Source organism: Rubrivivax gelatinosus (assembly GCF_004340905.1).
GTDB classification, from domain to species: Bacteria; Pseudomonadota; Gammaproteobacteria; order Burkholderiales; family Burkholderiaceae_C; genus Rubrivivax; species Rubrivivax gelatinosus.
In genome coordinates this window covers 108,249-124,314 of the sequence record NZ_SLXD01000014.1, presented here as the reverse complement: position 1 = coordinate 124,314, position 16,066 = coordinate 108,249, and the positions used below count along the sequence as shown (strand labels likewise).

Sequence of the window (16,066 nt, the reverse complement as noted above, 5' to 3'; positions counted from 1 at the left end):
CCCGATGATCTCCCGCCGTGACTTCTCCTTCGTGCTGCCGCTGGCAGCCGCGCTGCCGACGATGACTCTTGCCGACACCCCTCCCGACGACGAACTGCTGTGGCTCGAGGACGTGCAGGGCGAGCGCGCGCTCGCCTGGGTGCGCGAACGCAATGCCGAGAGCGAGGCGCTGCTGCAGAAGCAGCCCGGTTTCGAGGCCACGCGAGCGCGCATCCGAGCCATCCTCGACTCGCGCGACCGCATCCCCGCCGTCGTGCGCCGCGGCCCCTGGCTCTACAACCTCTGGCAGGACGAACACAACCCGCGCGGCATCTGGCGGCGCACGACGCTGGCGGAGTACCGCAAGCGCGAACCGGCCTGGGAGACCGTGCTCGACGTCGACGCGCTGGGCCGCGCCGAAGGCGAGAACTGGACCTGGGGCGGCGCGGTCGCCTTCGGCCCCGAGTACCGCCGCGTGCTCGTCAAGCTCTCGCGCGGCGGCGCCGACGCCCACGTCGTGCGCGAGTTCGACACGGTGGCCAAGCGTTTCGTCGACGGCGGCTTCGTGCTGCCCGAGGCCAAGAGCGAGGTCGACTGGATCAGCGAGAACGAGATCGCCGTCGGCACCGACTTCGGCCCCGGCTCGCTGACCGACTCGGGCTACCCGCGCGTCGTCAGGCGCTGGCGCCGCGGCACGCCGCTGGCGGCGGCGACGACGATGTTCGAGGGCCGCAAGACCGACGTCGCCGCGGGCGTCTCGATCGACCACACGCCGGGCTACGAACGCACGGTGTTCCAGCGCGCGGTGGACTTCTACCGCAGCGAGATGTTCCTGCTGCAGGGCGAGCGGCTGGTGCGCCTGGACAAGCCCGACGACGCCGAACTGAGCTTCTGGAAGAGCCGCGTGCTCGTCACGCTGCGCAGCGACTGGACGGTGGCCGGGCGTACCTGGAAGAGCGGATCGCTGCTGGTCGCCGACGCCGAGGCCTACCTGCGCGGCGATCACCGCTTCGAGGCGCTGTTCGAGCCGACGGCGACACGTTCGCTGGCCGGCATGACCGCCACGAGCGACACGCTGATCGTCGAGATCCTCGACAACGTCGCCGGCCGCCTGGAGGAGTGGCGCCCGGTCGACGGCCGCTGGCAGCGCCGCGAGGTCGCCGCGCCCTTCCCCGGCACGCTGTCGGCGGTGGCGCTGCACGACCCGGAGCTCGCCGAGGACCCGCTGGCCGACGCCTACCTGCTGCAGTACACCGACTTCCTGACGCCGGACACGCTGTCGCTGGGCCACGTCGGCCGCGACGAGCGCGAGGTGCTGAAGTCGCGGCCCTCGTTCTACGACGCCGCCGGCATGCGCGTCGAGCAGCGTTTCGCCACCAGCCGCGACGGCACGCGCGTGCCCTACTTCGTCGTCTGGCCGCGTGACGCCAAGGCCGACGCGGCCAACCCGACGCTGCTCTACGGCTACGGCGGCTTCGAGGTCTCGATGCAGCCCTACTACTCGGGCGTCGTCGGCTCGAGCTGGCTCGAACGCGGTGGCGTCTTCGTGCTCGCCAACATCCGCGGCGGCGGCGAGTTCGGCCCGGCTTGGCACCAGGCCGCCGTCGGCGCCAACCGCCAGAAAGCCTACGACGACTTCGCCGCGGTGGCCGAGGACCTGATCGCCACGCGCGTCACCAGCCCGCGCCACCTCGGCATCGAAGGCGGCAGCAACGGCGGCCTGCTGGTCGGCGCGGTGATGGTGCAGCGCCCCGAGCTGTTCAACGCCGTCGTCTGCCAGGTGCCGCTGCTGGACATGAAGCGCTACACCCAGCTGCTGGCCGGGGCCTCGTGGATGGCCGAGTACGGCGACCCGGACGACCCGGCGCAGTGGAGCTTCATCTCGCGCTACAGCCCGTTCCAGAACGTGCGTGCCGGCGTGAAGATGCCGCGCGTGCTGTTCGTCACCTCGACACGCGACGACCGCGTGCACCCGGGCCACGCGCGCCGCATGGCCGAGCGCATGCGCCGCCAGGGCCACGAGGTGCTGTACTGGGAGAACATCGAGGGCGGCCACGGCGGCGCGGCCGACAACGGCCAGCGCGCGCAGATGACGGCGCTCGAATACGCCTTCCTGCGGCTGCAGCTGGGCCGCTGACGCCGGGCGCGATGCTGCCGATCGCCTGGATCGACGAGGACACGCCGCTGCCGCCGGCGCGGCACGCGCTGGGGCCGGACTCCGACGCGCCGGGGCTGGTGGCCGCCGGGGGCCGGGTGACGCCGGGGCGGCTGGAGGAGGCCTACCGCAAAGGCATCTTCCCCTGGTACGGCCCCGGCCAGCCGGTGCTCTGGTGGAGCCCGGACCCACGCATGGTGCTGCCGACGGCGGAGTTCCGCGTCTCGCATTCGCTGCGCAAGACGCTGCGCCGCTTCGCGCGCACGCCGGGCCACGAGATCCGTGTCGACCACGCCTTCGACCGCGTCATCGCGGCCTGCGCGAACACGCCGCGCGACGGCCAGGACGGCACCTGGATCGTGCCGCAGGTGATGAACGCCTACCGCGAGTGGCACCGCCTGGGGCGCGTGCACAGCTTCGAGACCTGGGTCGACGGCGAACTCGTCGGCGGCCTGTACGGCGTCGGCATCGGCCGCATGTTCTTCGGCGAGTCGATGTTCGCGCACCGTACCGACGCGTCGAAGATCGCGCTGGCGGCGCTGGTCGCGTTCGCGCGTGCCAACGACATCACGCTGATCGACTGCCAGCAGAACACGCGCCACCTCGCGTCGCTGGGCGCGCACGAGATCGACCGCGAGGCCTTCGAGCGCCACCTGTCGATCGCCTGCGCCCAGGAGGACATTGGGCGTTGGACCTATGATGCTTCGCTGTGGGAGCGGCTCGCACCGTAGCCGCCCCCGGCGCCGGAACGACACCCCGTGACGCATCCGAAGGAGCTCCCCCTCTCGTCGCTGCAGTTCTACGCGACCGCGCCCTACCCGTGCAGCTACCTGCCGGGCATGCAGGCGCGGTCCCAGGTCGCCACGCCCAGCCACCTGATCCACGCCGACGCCTATTCGGCGCTGGTCGCCGCGGGCTTTCGCCGCAGCGGCATGTTCACCTACCGCCCGCATTGCGACGGCTGCCGCGCCTGCGTGCCGCTGCGCGTGCCGGTGGAGCGCTTCGTGCCGTCGCGCAGCCAGCGCCGCGCCTGGCGGCAGCACGAAGACCTGAAGGCGCGCGTGCTGCGCCTGTGTTTCGTGCCCGAGCACTACCAGCTCTATCTGCGCTACCAGTCAGGGCGCCACGCCGGCGGCGGCATGGACCACGACAGCGTCGACCAGTACACGCAGTTCCTGCTGCAAAGCCGCGTCAACTCGCGCCTGGTCGAGTTCCGCGCGCCCGACGGCGCGCTGAAGATGGTGTCCATCGTCGACGTGCTCAACGACGGCATCTCGGCCGTCTACACCTTCTACGAACCCGACGAACGCGCCAGCTACGGCACCTACAGCGTGCTCTGGCAGGTGGAGCAGACACGCCAGCTCGCGCTGCCGCACCTGTACCTGGGCTACTGGATCGCCGAGAGCCCGAAGATGGCCTACAAGAGCCTGTTCCGGCCCTACGAGCTGCTGGTCGACGGCGCCTGGCGCGAACCCGGACCGACGTAGCGCCAGGCGAGGCCGTCGTCGCTGGCGGCGACGCCGTCGGCGGCCAGCTTGAGCAGGTGCGCCAGCAGCGAACGCCGCGCCGGCGCGTGCAGCTGCGCCGGCACGTCGGCGTAGACCTCGGGCAGCAGCGCGTCCAGGTCGCCTTCGCCGTGCCGGGCGAGCGCCCGCACGACCCGCTGCTCGCGCCGCAGCCGGTGGTGGATCAGCGCGTCGAACACCGCCTGCGGCTCGGCGACGAGGAAACCGTGCCCCGGCGCCAGCCAGGCCGGCGGCGCCGCGCGCAGCCGCTCCAGCGAGGCCAGGTAGGCCGCCATGTCGCCGTCGGGCGGGTTGATGACCACCGTCGAGCCCTGCATCACGTGGTCGCCGGTGAACAGCAGGTCCTCGTCCTCGAGCAGGAAACACAGATGGTTGGACGCATGGCCCGGCGTCGCGAGCACGCGCAGCACGGCGCCGCCGCAGTCCAGGCGCTCGCCGTCGGCGGGTTCGTGCCCGGGCCTAAAGCTCGTGTCCTGGCCGTCGCCGAACTCCGCCAGGCGCCCCATCACCGCGGCGCCGGTGGCCGCGGCCAGCGCCGCCGCGCCGGGCGAGTGGTCGCGGTGGGTGTGGGTGACGAGGATGCGTTCGATGCGCCCCGGCGCCGCCGCCATCAGCGCCTGCAGATGGCGCTCGTCGGCCGGGCCGGGGTCGATGACGGTCCAGGCCTCGCCCGCGCCGACGAGGTAGCTGTTGGTGCCCGGGCCGGTCATCAGCCCGGGGTTGGGTGCGGTGACACGCAGGACCCGCGGCGACAGCCGCACGGCGCGGCCGGCCACCAGTTCGGCGAGCACGTCGCCGCGGCCCTCGGGGTCGAGGCGGCCGACCTCGGCCCAGGCCGGATGTTCGGGCATCAGCACCGTGCGCCGGCCGTCGGCCAGGCGCGCGCTGCGCGGCATCGTCAGGCGGATGTCGCGGCGCGCCGCCGAGTCGGCCAGCGCCGACGCGGCATCGGCAAACGGCGTCAGCTCCTGCAGCGTGCGCTCGGTCACCGGCAGCAGCTTCAGGCCGCGCGCCGGGTCCAGCGCGGCCTGCGGCGTCAGCCACATCAGCTCGACCGCCTCGCCGCCATCGACCTCGGCCTGCTGGCCGACGGGCGCCGCCGCGGCGAAGAAACGCGTGTCGAAGCGTTTGGACACGCCCGGCGGCGTCAGCCAGTGGCTGTGGCAGCTCAAGGCGCGCAGGTCCAGCTTCACGCCCAGCGCGGCGCAGACCTCGGCGATGCCGACCTCGCCGGCGTGCAGCCTGCGCCGCCACGCGGCCGCGGCGACGGCGTCGAACGGGCGGTCGGCGAGCAGCAGGCCGACCTCCTCGAAACACTCGCGCAGCGCGGCGACGGCGTAGTCCAGCCCGCCCTCGGCGACACCCAGACGGGCCGACCAGGCGGCGTCGCCGTCGCCGGCGACCCAGGCGTGGGCCTCGCGGTCGCGAGCGTCGAGCACGCCGCCGGGAAAGACGCACAGGCCGCTGCGGTAGTCGCCGTCGCGCTCGGCGCGGCGCATCAGCAGCACTTCGGGACCGGCGGCACCGTCGCGCAACAGCAGCAGCGAGGCCGCGGCGCGGGCGTCGGCCGGCACGCGGTAGGCGCTCAAGCGAAGACCTCGCCGCGCAGGCGCCCGGCCAGCGCGGCCGCCTCGGGCGCCAGCGCCCGCGCCGGCCGCGGGTCGTCGAGCGCGGCGCGCAGCACGCGGCGCAGCGTCTCGGGCTGCGGCGTCAGCGGGCCGCAGAAACGCACCGCATGGCGGTCGAAGACGAGCACCGTCGGGAAGGTCTCGACGTCGAGGTCGCCGAGCAGATCGGCCTCGTCCTCGATGTCGATCCAGCGCCGCGCCAGGCCGGGGAACTCGGCGGCCACCGCGTCGAGCACCGCCGCATAGGCATCGCAGGTGCGGCACCAGGCGGCGCAGAGCACCACGACGCAGACTTCGTCGGCGCCCGTGGCGCCCGGGGAATCATTCATCGGCCGCGACTTTAGCCGCCCTCAGAAGGCCTCGGACGGCGGGAATTCGCCACGTCGCCGGCAAGGGGGAGCGCATCAGGGTATTCGCGAATGTGTAGCATTTGATCTGGTTCAACCTCGCCCGGTTATGAGTGCATTCAACGAAGAGCGTGTCCTGAGCGTCCACCACTGGACCGACCGCCTGTTCACGTTCACGACGACGCGCGACCAGTCGCTGCGCTTTTCCAACGGCCACTTCACGATGATCGGGCTGCGTGTCGAGGGCAAGCCGCTGCTGCGCGCCTACAGCATCGTCAGCCCCAACTACGAGGAACATCTCGAGTTCCTCAGCATCAAGGTGCCCAACGGCCCGCTGACCTCGCGGCTGCAGCACATCCAGGTGGGCGACAGCATCATCGTCGGCCGCAAGCCGACCGGCACGCTGCTGATCGACTACCTGCTGCCGGGCAAGCGCCTGTACCTGTTCTCGACCGGCACCGGGCTGGCGCCCTTCATGTCGATCATCCGCGACCCCGAGACCTACGAGAAGTTCGAGAAGGTCATCCTCGTGCACGGCGTGCGCCAGGTCGACGAGCTGGCCTACCACGACCTGCTCACGCGCAACCTGCCCGAGCACGAGTTCCTGGGCGAGATGATCCAGAGCCAGCTGCTGTACTACCCCACGGTGACGCGCGAGAACTACCACAACCGCGGCCGCATCACCGAGCTGATCCAGTCCGGCAAGATGTTCGACGACCTGGACCCGCCGATGCTCGACCCGATCCACGACCGGGTGATGATCTGCGGCAGCCCGGCGATGCTGCGCGACCTGAAGCACATGCTCGAGGGCATGCGCTTCAAGGAAGGCAACACGACGACGCCGGGCGACTTCGTCATCGAGCGCGCGTTCGCCGACCAGTGACGAAAAAACGCCCGGCGGCGGCCGGGCGTGTCAAGGTGGCCTGCAGGCGTCCGGCATCCGAGGCGGTGTCACCCGCGGCAGGCGCCGGCGGCCGTCAGGCCGAACGCTGGGATCAGGCGGCGGCGCTCTTGTCCTCGCCGATCAGCAGCCGGTTCTCCGCGACGTAGACGTGCGGCGGAATCTCCAGGTTCGTCGGCGCGGGCTTGTTCTTGAACACCCGGCCGGCACCGTCGAAGGTCGAGCCGTGGCAGGGGCAGAAGAATCCGCCCGGCCAGTCCGCCGGCACGCTCGGGTTGCCGCTGCCCTTGTTCACCTTGCTCGGCGAGCAGCCCAGGTGGGTGCAGATGCCGATGGCGACGAAGACCTCGGGGTTGATCGAACGCGCCGTGTTCTGCGCATACGCGGGTTGCTGCTGGCGCTCGGACTTCGGGTCGACGAGCTGGTCGTCGTGGCCTTCCAGCGACGCCAGCATCTCCGGCGTGCGGCGCAGGATCCACACCGGCTTGCCGCGCCATTCGACGGTCCTCAGCTCGCCCGGGGCGAGCGAGGAGATGTCCACCTCCACCGGCGCGCCGGCGGCCTTGGCACGCTCGCTGGGCGCGAGCGTCGAGACGAACGGAATCGCGGTGGCGACCGCGGCGGCACCACCGGCCGCGCTGGTCACCATGATCCAGGTGCGGCGTTCGGCGTTGGCGGGCGATCCCGGGGCGGGCAGCGTGATGTCCATTGAAACAGATCCTTCTCGCAGAAATTGCGTGTCAGACAATCTCTATCAAGTGCCGTGCCAACCTGACAGAAGACGGAAACACGTTTCCGGATAAGCACTTACGCTCGATTCCCTGATGCGGACAGGGGGATGAAGCTGCCATTTTCGGCAGTCGAGTCTGCCAGCGGAGGCAGAAGCGCGAGCTACACTGCCATGATGCCACCCAAGCTCCGCGTCGCCGAACGGGCGACGGCGCCCCCCGAACTCGCCAGTTATCTCGAAGGCCTCGAAGAACCTCACATCGTCTTCGACCGGCGCTACCGCATCGTCGCCGCCAACGCCGCCTACCGGCGCCAGTACAGCCCGTCGGCCAGCGTGCTGGGACGCACCTGCTACGAGGTCTCGCACCGGTTCGACGTGCCCTGCGACCAGGCCGGCGAGTCCTGCCCGTTCGCCAAGACGCGCGACTCGGGGCAGCGCGAACGGGTGCTGCACCTGCACCACACGCCGCAGGGCGAGGCCTACATCGACATCGAGCTGACGCCGCTGGCCGACGCCAGCGGCGAGGCGGTGCTGTTCGTCGAGCGCATGGCGCCGCTGCGCACGGTCCAGGGCCAGCCGGCCCAGCAGGGGCTGATCGGGCGCTCGCCGGCGTTCCGCGAGATGCTGGAGCAGGTCGCGCGTGTCGCGCCGTCGGAGGCCAGCGTGCTGCTGCTCGGCGAGTCGGGCACCGGCAAGGAGCTGATCGCGCGCGCGGTGCACGAGGCCAGCGAACGTGCGGCGCAGGCGCTGGTCGTCGTCGACTGCGCCAGCCTGCCCGAGACGCTGTTCGAGGCCGAGGTCTTCGGCCACGAACGCGGCGCCTTCACCGGCGCCACGAGCACGCGTACCGGCCTGGCCGAGACCGCCAACGGCGGCACGCTGTTCCTCGACGAGGTCGGCGACATCCCGCTGGCGATGCAGGTCAAGCTGCTGCGGCTGCTCGAAAGCGGCACCTTCCGCCGCGTCGGCAGCAGCGAGCTGCGGCGCACCGACGTGCGGGTCGTCGCGGCGACGCACCGCGACCTGGGTGCGATGGTCGCCGACGGGCGTTTCCGCGAAGACCTGTACTACCGCCTCGCGACCTTCCCGATCCGGCTGCCGCCGCTGCGCGAGCGCGAAGGCGACCTCGCGCTGCTGGCCGAGGCGCTGCTGGCGCGCGTCGCGCCGAAACGCCGTCTGGCGCTGTCGCCGGCAGCGCTGGCGCGGCTGGCCGGCCACCGCTTCCCCGGCAACGTGCGCGAGCTGCGCAACGTGCTCGAGCGCGCGGCGCTGTTCTGCGACGGGCCGGTGCTGGAGGCGCTGCACGTCGAGCGCGCGCTCGCCGCCGGGCTGCCGCTGTCGCGCCCGCTGCTGGCGGCCGAGGCGCCGGCACGTTCGCTGCGCGAGATCTCGCGCCAGGCGCTGCGCGAACGCCTGGCCGCGCACGGCGGCCGGCGGGCGGACCTCGCGCGGGAACTGGGCATCAGCGAACGCACGCTGTACCGGCGGCTGCGTGAACTCGAGGCCCCCGAGGGAGAGGCGCGATGAGCCCCGCCCACGCCGCGGCCGCGCCGCGCGCCGTCGCCGAGCTGCGCCAGCGCCTGCGGGCGCTGGGTGCCGGACCCGCCCACGAGGAACGGCTGCTGCGCAACTGGGTGCAGTGCCGCGCACCGACGGCCGGCCGCGGCCAGGCCGAGCACTTCTACCCGCGCGCGCTGTACGAGGCGCTGCCGGCGCTGTTCGACTCGCTCGGCGCGCTGGCGGCGCTGCAGTCGGCGCACCCGGGCGAAGACGGCGCCGAGCGCCTGCTCGTCGGCCTGGGCGACGGCCAGACGGTGGAGAGCGTGCTGCTGCCGCGCGACGGGCTGTGCGTGTCGACCCAGGTCGGCTGCGCGGTCGGCTGCGTGTTCTGCATGACCGGGCGCGACGGCCTGCTGCGCCAGCTCGGCAGCGCCGAGATCGTCGCCCAGGTCGTGCTGGCAAGACAGCGGCGCAGCGTCTCCAAGGTGGTGTTCATGGGCATGGGCGAGCCTTCGCACAACCTCGACGCGGTGCTGGAAGCCATCGACCTGCTGGGCACCGCCGGCGGCATCGGCCACAAGAACCTGGTGTTCTCGACCGTCGGTGACACGCGCGCCTTCGAGCGCCTGCCGCAAGGCCGCGTGAAGCCGGCGCTGGCGCTGTCGCTGCACACCACCAAGCCCGAGCTGCGCGAACGACTGCTGCCGCGCGCGCCGAAGATCGCGCCCGAGGAGATCGTCGAGGCCGGCGAACGCTACGCGCGCGCCACCGGCTACCCGATCCAGTACCAATGGACGCTGCTCGACGGCATCAACGACGGCGACGACGAGGTCGACGCGATCGCCCGGCTGCTGGCCGGGCGCTACGCGATGATGAACCTGATCCCGTACAACGAGACCGAGGGCGACGCCTTCCGCCGCCCGCCCTGGGAACGTGCCGCCGAGATGGCACGTGCACTCGGCCGGCGCGGCGTGCTGACACGGCTGCGGCGCTCGGCCGGCCAGGACGTCGCCGGCGGCTGCGGCCAGTTGCGCGCGCGGGCCGGCGCGGCCCAGCCGATGCTCGTCACGCGGCGCTGATCAGCCCGGCTGGCCGTCGGCGCGCACCCGCCACAGCGAGGGCGCATAACGCCAGGCGTAGATCGCGAAAGCCGCGGCCCAGCAGGCCCCCGAGACGACGATCTCGGCCTGCATGAAGGCCGGCAGCAGCAGCGGCCCCAGCACGCGCACCAGACCGCCGGCCAGCACCAGGGCGTAGGCGGCGATGTCCCAGCGGTCGGCGCGCAGCGGCCGGCCGGTGTGGCCGCGTGCGGTGCGCGTCATCATGCCCAGCGTCAGCGCGCCGATCGCGCCGGCCGTCAGCGCGTGCGTCGCCAGCGAGGCCTGGGCCCAGCCGAGTTCGGCCGCGGCGCGCAGCGCCAGGTGCAGAGGGATCCAGGCGTAGGCCGCGTGCAGGATCCAGACCAGCGGGTTGGGCCGCGTGCGCTGCGGCCGCCACAACGCCAGCCGCAGCGTGTGGGCCACGGCCGCGCCCCCCGCGACGGCGGCGACGGCCACGCCCGGCAGGCCCAGCACGTCGGCCGCCAGCAGCGCCAGCACGCTGCCCAGCGCCGCCTGCTCGACACGCGGGCGGCGTTCGGCGCCGGTGCCGGGCACGCCGTTGTTGGTGAACATCGGCACCACGCGGCCGGCAACGACGGCCATCACGAACAGCACGACGTCCAGCCCGATCTGGATGCCGGCGCGCAGCGGCAGCTCCAGCAGACCCAGCAGCGTCAGGTGGAACAAGGCCTGGGCGCCGGCCATCGCGACCAGCAGCGCGACGAAGAAGTAGTTGCGCCGGTTGCGCCCGGCGTAGAGCGCACGCCCCAGGCCGACGGCGGCCAGCAGCGGGAAGGCGACGTTGACGACCGCCGCCGCCAGCCCCCAGGGCGTCAGCACCAGCAGCCGGCCGGCCAGCCACACGGCCGCCAGCGCGGCCAGCGCCGCGCCGGTGGGCGTCGGCTGGCCCGACCAGTTGCGCCCGGCGGTGAACAGGAAACCGACCACCACCGCCAGCGTGAAGCCGAACAGCATCTCGTGCGCGTGCCACAGCGGCCCGGCGAGATAGGCGGCGCCGGGCAGGCCGGCGTACTGCAGCGCCCACGCGGCGATCGACAGCGCCGAGAACCCGGCGGCCAGCAGGTAGAACGGGCGAAAACCCAGGCGCCAGAGGCCGAAACCGCGCACCGGCTCGCGCGGGGTGAAGTGCAGCGGGATGGTCGTCATGCGCGCAGCTCCATCGCGACGGCCGGCACCCTCTCGCCGATGCGCAGGATGGCGTCGAGCTGGTCGCGGTTGGCGACCAGGTCTTCCAGCGTGTAGCGGTCGAGCACCGCGTAGAAGGCGTCGACCGCCTCGCCGAGCACGCCACGCAGCCGGCAGCACGGTGCGATCGCGCAGGCGCTGCCGCTGCCGAAACACTCGGCCGGCATCGCCTGGCCCTCGGTGCGGCGCACGATGTCGCCGACGACGATGTCCTGCGGCGCCCGCGCCAGCCCCAGGCCGCCGCCCTTGCCGCGCACCGTCGCCAGCACGCCTTCGGTGGCCAGGAAGTGCACGACCTTGGTCAGGTGGTTCTCGGAGGCCGAGAACTTGGCCGCGATCTCGCCGATCGTCGCGCGCCGCCCCGGGCGCGTGGCCAGGTAGATCAGCACACGCAGGCTGTAGTCGGTGAAGCTGGTGAGTTTCATCGCCCGCTTAAAAGATGCATTATGAATGCACCAATCATAGTCGGCCCCGACGTCCGGAACAAGCGCCGCTGCGCGGCGCCTTCACGGCCCCGGCTTGACCCAGCGCAGCTCGGGCGGCGCCGCAGGGGGTTGAAATCCTGCCGACATCTGGACTGAGTCCAGTTCTCGGACGCCGCAACCCGAAGAGAGAACACGATGGACCTGACCCGTACCGCCTCGATCCAGCAGAAGCTGCGCGACGCCGACATCCTGCCGACGCTGCAGCGCGTGGCCGTCGGCACCGTGCTGTTCTCGGGGCCGGTGCACATGACGGCCGAGCAGGTGCTGCGCGCCGCGCGCGAGCACCTGCCCGGGCTGTCGCGCGCCACCGTGTATGCGGTGCTGCAGCTCTTCGTGCGCCAGCGCCTGCTGAAGGCGCTGCCGATCGAGGGCTCGGCCACCGTCTACGACTCGACCGTCACGCCGCACCACCACGTCTACAACGTCGACACCGGCGAGGTCACCGATCTCACCGGCCCGGCGATCCAGGTGCTGGGCCTGCCCGAACTCGGCGACGGCCTGGAGCTGAGCGAGGTCGACGTCATCGTGCGCGTGCGCACCCGTCGCCCGGCGGCGGCGCTCAACGCCTGAGCGGCTAGCATCCGAACGCCGGGCTCCCACCCACCGGGCGCCGGCGCGCCGATGAACCCACCGACGATGCTCGAAGGCGGCTGCGACTGCGGCCGCGTGCGCTACCGGCTGCACGGCGCGCCGCTGGTCGTGCACGCCTGCCACTGCCGCTGGTGCCAGCGCGAGAGCGGCAGCGCCTTCGCGCTCAACGCGATGATCGAACGCGACCGGCTGGCGCTCACGGCCGACGAGCCGGAACAGGTGCTCACGCCTTCGGCCAGCGGCCAGGGCCAGCGCATCGCCCGCTGCCCGCACTGCCGCATCGCCGTCTGGAGCCACTACGCCGGCAGCGGGCCGCTGGTGGCTTTCGTGCGTGTCGGCACGCTCGACGACCCCGACCGGCTGCCGCCGGACATCCACATCTTCACGTCGACGAGACAGCCCTGGCTGGCGCTGCCCGACGGTACGCGCGCCGTTCCCGAGTACTACGACGCCGCCGAGGTCTGGCGCCCCGAGAGCCTGGAACGACGCCGCGCGCTGAAGCCGCGCATCGACGCCTGGCGGGCCGCCGGCCGGGCCTGGGACTGATGCTGGTCACCACCGCAGGCGTCGCCGCCGGCGCCGTCGCGCTGCGCACGCTGGCGCACCAGGCCATCCTGCGCGGGCTGCGTGCGCCGCGCATGGCGCACGACGGGTCGCACGCGCGCCACACGCTGACCGCCTCGCGCGTGCACGAAGTCCGCATCCCCGGGCCGCGCGGGCGCAGGTTGTTCGGCTGGCTGGTCTTGCCCGGAAGCACCGATCACAAGCCGGCACCCGCGGTGCTGGCGATGCACGGCTGGGGCGCCAACGCGACGACGATGTGGCCGGTGGCGCCGCCGCTGGTCGAAGCCGGTTTCGCCGTGCTGCTGCTGGACGCCCGCTGCCACGGCGACAGCGAAGACGAGGCCTTCACGTCGATGCCGCGTTTCGCCGAGGACATCGCCGCCGGCCTGGCCTGGCTGGGCACGCGCCCCGAGGTGCGGGCCGACCGGCTCGCGCTGGTCGGCCACTCGGTCGGCGCCGCGGCGTCGCTGCTGCACGCGGCGCGTGCGGGCGGCGTGCGCGGTGTCGTCAGCCTCTCGGCCTTCGCCCATCCCGACGAGGTGATGCGGCGCTTCCTGGCCGAAAAACGCGTGCCCTACCGGCCGCTGGGCTGGTACGTCATCCGCCACGTGCAGCGCGTGATCGGCGCGCGTTTCGACGACATCGCGCCGCTGGCCACCGTGCGCCGCGCCCGCTGCCCGGTGCTGCTGGTGCACGGCCGCCACGACACGACGGCGCCCTTCGACGACGCGCTGCGCCTGCAGGCCGCGGCGGCGCCCGGCACCGGCCTGCTGGCGGTCGACGGCGACCACGACCTGCGCGAGGCGCTGGCGCCGCATGTCGCGGACATCGTCGGCTTCCTGCGCCAGGCCTGCAGCGACGCGCCGGATACCATTGCCGGTATCGAAACCCCGCCCGCCGACCGATGAACCCGCCCACGCTCTGCCAGGACGAATACGAGGTGCTCTCGGCACTGGTGCCGCTGGCCGGGCGCCGCATCGTCGAACTCGGCTGCGGCGACGCCCGCCTGGTGCGCGGCGTGCTGCAGCGCCATCCCGACTGCCGCGTCACCGCGCTCGAGGTCGACACGGTGCAGCACGCGAAGAACCTGGCCGCGCCGCCGACATCGGGGCTGTGCTTCGTCGACGGCCGCGCCGAAGCCGTGCCCGCGCCGGACGCCAGCTTCGACCTGGCGCTGATGCTGAAGTCGCTGCACCACGTGCCGATCCCGGCGATGGCGCAGGCGCTGGCCGAGGCGGCGCGGGTGCTGGCGCCGGGCGGCCTGCTCTACGTCAGCGAGCCGGTCTACGACGGCGGCCTCAACGACATCGTGCGGCTGTACAACAACGAAGGCACGGTGCGTGCCGCGGCCCAGGCGGCGCTGGACGACGCGCTGGCCCGCGGCCCCTGGACGGAGGTCGTGCGCCACCGCTTCGTCCAGCCGGTGCGTTACGCCGATTTCGCCGACTTCGAGCGCCGCATGCTGCATTCCAGCTTCGCCACCTACAGGCTGGACGACGCGCTGGTCGAGCGCGTGCATGCGGCCTTCATGCCGCACTGCGGCCCCGACGGCGCGGCCTTCGAGCGGCCGTTGCTGGTGCGGCTGCTGCGCCGCGAGGCGGCATGAGCCACCCGGACTTGTCCGGGGCTCGTTCCCGCCCGGCGGGACCGGCCGAAGGCCGAAGGGTGCTCCCGTGAGCACCGCGGGCGACCGGCGTGCCGGCGCCGTGCTCGTGCTGCTGCAGTTCGTGCTGCTGGCGGCGCTGGCCTACGGCACGGCGCCGGCCTGGGCCGACCCGGCGGCGCCGTGGCTGGCGCTCGCGCTGGCCGCGGCATCGCTGGCCGTCGGGCTCGCGGCGGTCATGGCCAACCGCCCCGGCAACTTCAACGTGCACCCCGAGCCTCGCGCCGGCGGCCGGCTCGTCGAACACGGCGTCTACGCCTGGATACGGCACCCGATGTACAGCGCGCTGCTGCTGCTCGCGCTGGCCGCGATCGCGGTCTCGCCGGGCGCGACGACCTTGTGCGCCGGCGCCGCGCTGGCCGCGGTGCTGTGGGCCAAGTCCTCGATCGAGGAGCGCTGGATGGGCGAGGTCCACCCCGGCTACGCCGCCTACCGGGCCCGAACGAAACGTTTCGTTCCAGGGCTGTTCTGAATCAGCCCGGATCGGCGAACAGCGTGCGCCAGTCGCGTGTCTCGGGCAGCACGTAGACCACCGAACGACCGCGGCCGAGCCGCGCCAGCACGACCCGTTCGAAGAATTCCGGCTCGACGACGACACAGCCGGCCGAGATGCGGTTGTCTTCGGGCGTCGGCGAGGCCAGGCGCTGGGGCCGGCGTTCGGCCCACGGCGCGGGCCTCAGGCGATGGATCGCGAACGCCGTGTCGTACTCGACCCAGAGCACGGCCTCGCCGCGCAGGTTGCGCCCCGGTTCGGCCTCGAAACGCCCGGCCGGCGTCGTACGTTGCTCGGGCGGCAGATGCGCGGCCCGTTCACCGACGCCGGGCGCCGAGTCGTCGCCCCGCGCCAGGCCCAGCAGCACCGCGGTCTCGGCGACGAGCCGGCCCTCGGCGTCGAAGACGCTGAGCCGCGCCGTACCCTTGTCCACGACGGCCCAGGGCCGGCCGCCGGCATCCTGCGTCGCACGCACGTGCGCCACCAGCGCCTCGGCGGCCGTTCGCGGCGCCTCGGCAGCGGCTGCCATGCCCATCGTCAGCGCGCAGGCCCACGCCGCCAGCACTGGCTTCATCTCGCACTCCGTCCCGGCCCGCGGGAAGGGAGCCGACGTCGGCCATGCTAGGCAGCGCCCGACGGGGCCAACGAAGCAACAGCCGGGCAAAGCCGGCGCTGATCGCGCGCCAGCGCCCCGGGGTTGCGGCCTGTCAGCGGCCGGGTGTCTGCTGGCGCTTGGCCAGCAGCGCGCGGCGCACGCAGTCCTCGATCGTGCGCACCTCGACGGGTTTCACCAGGTACTCGAAGGCGCCCAGGCTCATCGCCTTCAGCACGTCCATCGTCAGCGTGTCGGCGGTGAGGATGGTGATGCGCAGCCGGCGCTCGGCGATCTCCTCGCTCAAGCGGCGCACGACCTCGAGCCCGGAGATGTCGGGCAGGTGCATGTCCAGCAGCACGAAGTCGGGCCGGCACTCCTGCACCATGCGCACGCCGTCCAGACCGTTGGCCGCACGCAGCAGCCGGATGCCGGGATGGCGTGCGAGGATGCCCTCGACGACGGCATAGTTCATCTCCACGTCCTCGATGTAGAGAACGGTTCCCTGGAGCTCTTCCAGCGGGGGGGCGGCAGGTGGAATCGAGGGCATGCAAAAAAACGCGACGGGAAACCGCCCCGGCGCGCAGCGGGCAAGCATAGTGCTTG

Annotated in this window: 18 protein-coding genes; 11 read left to right on the top strand and 7 right to left on the bottom strand. The window is 72.6% G+C overall.

The genetic code is table 11. The annotated features are described in order from the left end of the window. Window positions 1–4: 4 nt before the first annotated feature. Genes EV684_RS20075 through EV684_RS20065 form a run of 3 tightly spaced genes read left to right on the top strand, consistent with a single transcriptional unit; the run spans window position 5 to window position 3,621 of the window. Window positions 5–2,116 carry a prolyl oligopeptidase family serine peptidase gene (locus tag EV684_RS20075; protein WP_132649126.1) on the top strand — a complete coding sequence of 704 codons (2,112 nt, stop codon included), beginning with the start codon at window positions 5–7 and terminating at the stop codon, window positions 2,114–2,116. Window positions 2,117–2,127: 11 nt separating this feature from the next. Then, window positions 2,128–2,865, top strand: coding sequence for a leucyl/phenylalanyl-tRNA--protein transferase (gene aat, locus EV684_RS20070; protein WP_132649125.1), 738 nt, complete (start codon window positions 2,128–2,130; stop codon window positions 2,863–2,865). A gap of 27 nt (window positions 2,866–2,892) precedes the next feature. Next, window positions 2,893–3,621: an arginyltransferase gene (locus EV684_RS20065; RefSeq protein ID WP_132649124.1), complete on the top strand. Its 729-nt coding sequence runs from the start codon at window positions 2,893–2,895 to the stop codon at window positions 3,619–3,621. On the opposite strand, the gene EV684_RS20060 is transcribed toward EV684_RS20065, so the two are convergent. Both EV684_RS20060 and EV684_RS20055 read right to left on the bottom strand, forming a co-directional pair. After that, window positions 3,573–5,249, bottom strand: a complete 1,677-nt coding sequence (locus tag EV684_RS20060; protein ID WP_132649123.1) for an MBL fold metallo-hydrolase — start codon at window positions 5,247–5,249, stop codon at window positions 3,573–3,575. The genes EV684_RS20065 and EV684_RS20060 overlap by 49 nt on opposite strands. Then, complete coding sequence (locus EV684_RS20055) at window positions 5,246–5,617, bottom strand: thioredoxin family protein (RefSeq protein ID WP_132649122.1); 372 nt, start codon at window positions 5,615–5,617, stop codon at window positions 5,246–5,248. Before EV684_RS20055 ends, EV684_RS20060 begins: the two co-directional genes overlap by 4 nt. A gap of 127 nt (window positions 5,618–5,744) precedes the next feature. On the opposite strand from EV684_RS20055, the gene EV684_RS20050 reads away from it, so the two are divergent. Continuing rightward, the gene (locus tag EV684_RS20050; RefSeq protein ID WP_132649121.1) at window positions 5,745–6,518 is read left to right on the top strand and encodes a ferredoxin--NADP reductase; all 774 of its coding nucleotides are present in this window, start codon (window positions 5,745–5,747) and stop codon (window positions 6,516–6,518) included. Between the two features lie 112 nt (window positions 6,519–6,630). Here EV684_RS20050 and petA read toward each other — a convergent pair whose 3' ends face one another. Further along, complete coding sequence (petA, locus tag EV684_RS20045) at window positions 6,631–7,245, bottom strand: ubiquinol-cytochrome c reductase iron-sulfur subunit (protein WP_132649120.1); 615 nt, start codon at window positions 7,243–7,245, stop codon at window positions 6,631–6,633. 195 nt (window positions 7,246–7,440) lie between these two features. Here petA and EV684_RS20040 point away from each other — a divergent pair, with 195 nt between their 5' ends. Both EV684_RS20040 and EV684_RS20035 read left to right on the top strand, forming a co-directional pair. After that, window positions 7,441–8,793: a sigma-54 interaction domain-containing protein gene (locus EV684_RS20040; protein ID WP_132649119.1), complete on the top strand. Its 1,353-nt coding sequence runs from the start codon at window positions 7,441–7,443 to the stop codon at window positions 8,791–8,793. Next, the gene (locus EV684_RS20035; protein WP_132649118.1) at window positions 8,790–9,845 is read left to right on the top strand and encodes an RNA methyltransferase; all 1,056 of its coding nucleotides are present in this window, start codon (window positions 8,790–8,792) and stop codon (window positions 9,843–9,845) included. The genes EV684_RS20040 and EV684_RS20035 overlap by 4 nt, the downstream gene beginning before the upstream one ends. Here the strand turns inward: EV684_RS20035 and EV684_RS20030 are convergent, their stop codons facing one another. Further along, window positions 9,846–11,033, bottom strand: coding sequence for an NnrS family protein (locus EV684_RS20030; RefSeq protein ID WP_132649117.1), 1,188 nt, complete (start codon window positions 11,031–11,033; stop codon window positions 9,846–9,848). It lies immediately after the preceding gene. Next, a complete protein-coding gene (locus EV684_RS20025; RefSeq protein WP_132649116.1) occupies window positions 11,030–11,497 on the bottom strand; it encodes an RrF2 family transcriptional regulator in 468 nt (155 codons plus the stop codon). The genes EV684_RS20030 and EV684_RS20025 overlap by 4 nt, the downstream gene beginning before the upstream one ends. Before the next feature lie 195 nt (window positions 11,498–11,692). Here EV684_RS20025 and EV684_RS20020 point away from each other — a divergent pair, with 195 nt between their 5' ends. From EV684_RS20020 to EV684_RS20000, 5 genes are all read left to right on the top strand, one after another. Next, window positions 11,693–12,127, top strand: coding sequence for a Fur family transcriptional regulator (locus EV684_RS20020; protein ID WP_132649115.1), 435 nt, complete (start codon window positions 11,693–11,695; stop codon window positions 12,125–12,127). A 51-nt stretch (window positions 12,128–12,178) separates the two neighbouring features. Continuing rightward, window positions 12,179–12,694 (top strand): GFA family protein, encoded by a 516-nt coding sequence (locus tag EV684_RS20015; RefSeq protein ID WP_132649114.1) that lies wholly within the window; start codon window positions 12,179–12,181, stop codon window positions 12,692–12,694. Further along, complete coding sequence (locus EV684_RS20010; protein WP_132649113.1) at window positions 12,694–13,620, top strand: alpha/beta hydrolase; 927 nt, start codon at window positions 12,694–12,696, stop codon at window positions 13,618–13,620. The genes EV684_RS20015 and EV684_RS20010 overlap by 1 nt, the downstream gene beginning before the upstream one ends. After that, window positions 13,617–14,318, top strand: a complete 702-nt coding sequence (locus EV684_RS20005) for a class I SAM-dependent methyltransferase (protein ID WP_132649112.1) — start codon at window positions 13,617–13,619, stop codon at window positions 14,316–14,318. The genes EV684_RS20010 and EV684_RS20005 overlap by 4 nt, the downstream gene beginning before the upstream one ends. A gap of 67 nt (window positions 14,319–14,385) precedes the next feature. Beyond that, complete coding sequence (locus EV684_RS20000; RefSeq protein ID WP_243651227.1) at window positions 14,386–14,847, top strand: methyltransferase family protein; 462 nt, start codon at window positions 14,386–14,388, stop codon at window positions 14,845–14,847. Window position 14,848: 1 nt separating this feature from the next. Here the strand turns inward: EV684_RS20000 and EV684_RS19995 are convergent, their stop codons facing one another. Then, window positions 14,849–15,442: a L,D-transpeptidase gene (locus EV684_RS19995; RefSeq protein WP_132649110.1), complete on the bottom strand. Its 594-nt coding sequence runs from the start codon at window positions 15,440–15,442 to the stop codon at window positions 14,849–14,851. Between the two features lie 133 nt (window positions 15,443–15,575). After that, complete coding sequence (locus EV684_RS19990) at window positions 15,576–16,010, bottom strand: response regulator (protein ID WP_132649109.1); 435 nt, start codon at window positions 16,008–16,010, stop codon at window positions 15,576–15,578. Between the last annotated feature and the right edge of the window lie 56 nt (window positions 16,011–16,066).

Coding starts and splice junctions, on each gene's coding strand:
- EV684_RS20075 (WP_132649126.1), top strand. CDS start 5: ATGATCTCCCGCCGTGACTTCTCCTTCGTGCTGCCGCTGGCAGCCGCG.
- aat (WP_132649125.1), top strand. CDS start 2,128: ATGCTGCCGATCGCCTGGATCGACGAGGACACGCCGCTGCCGCCGGCG.
- EV684_RS20055 (WP_132649122.1), bottom strand. CDS start 5,617: ATGAATGATTCCCCGGGCGCCACGGGCGCCGACGAAGTCTGCGTCGTG.
- EV684_RS20050 (WP_132649121.1), top strand. CDS start 5,745: ATGAGTGCATTCAACGAAGAGCGTGTCCTGAGCGTCCACCACTGGACC.
- petA (WP_132649120.1), bottom strand. CDS start 7,245: ATGGACATCACGCTGCCCGCCCCGGGATCGCCCGCCAACGCCGAACGC.
- EV684_RS20040 (WP_132649119.1), top strand. CDS start 7,441: ATGCCACCCAAGCTCCGCGTCGCCGAACGGGCGACGGCGCCCCCCGAA.
- EV684_RS20035 (WP_132649118.1), top strand. CDS start 8,790: ATGAGCCCCGCCCACGCCGCGGCCGCGCCGCGCGCCGTCGCCGAGCTG.
- EV684_RS20030 (WP_132649117.1), bottom strand. CDS start 11,033: ATGACGACCATCCCGCTGCACTTCACCCCGCGCGAGCCGGTGCGCGGT.
- EV684_RS20025 (WP_132649116.1), bottom strand. CDS start 11,497: ATGAAACTCACCAGCTTCACCGACTACAGCCTGCGTGTGCTGATCTAC.
- EV684_RS20020 (WP_132649115.1), top strand. CDS start 11,693: ATGGACCTGACCCGTACCGCCTCGATCCAGCAGAAGCTGCGCGACGCC.
- EV684_RS20015 (WP_132649114.1), top strand. CDS start 12,179: ATGAACCCACCGACGATGCTCGAAGGCGGCTGCGACTGCGGCCGCGTG.
- EV684_RS20010 (WP_132649113.1), top strand. CDS start 12,694: ATGCTGGTCACCACCGCAGGCGTCGCCGCCGGCGCCGTCGCGCTGCGC.
- EV684_RS20005 (WP_132649112.1), top strand. CDS start 13,617: ATGAACCCGCCCACGCTCTGCCAGGACGAATACGAGGTGCTCTCGGCA.
- EV684_RS19995 (WP_132649110.1), bottom strand. CDS start 15,442: ATGAAGCCAGTGCTGGCGGCGTGGGCCTGCGCGCTGACGATGGGCATG.
- EV684_RS19990 (WP_132649109.1), bottom strand. CDS start 16,010: ATGCCCTCGATTCCACCTGCCGCCCCCCCGCTGGAAGAGCTCCAGGGA.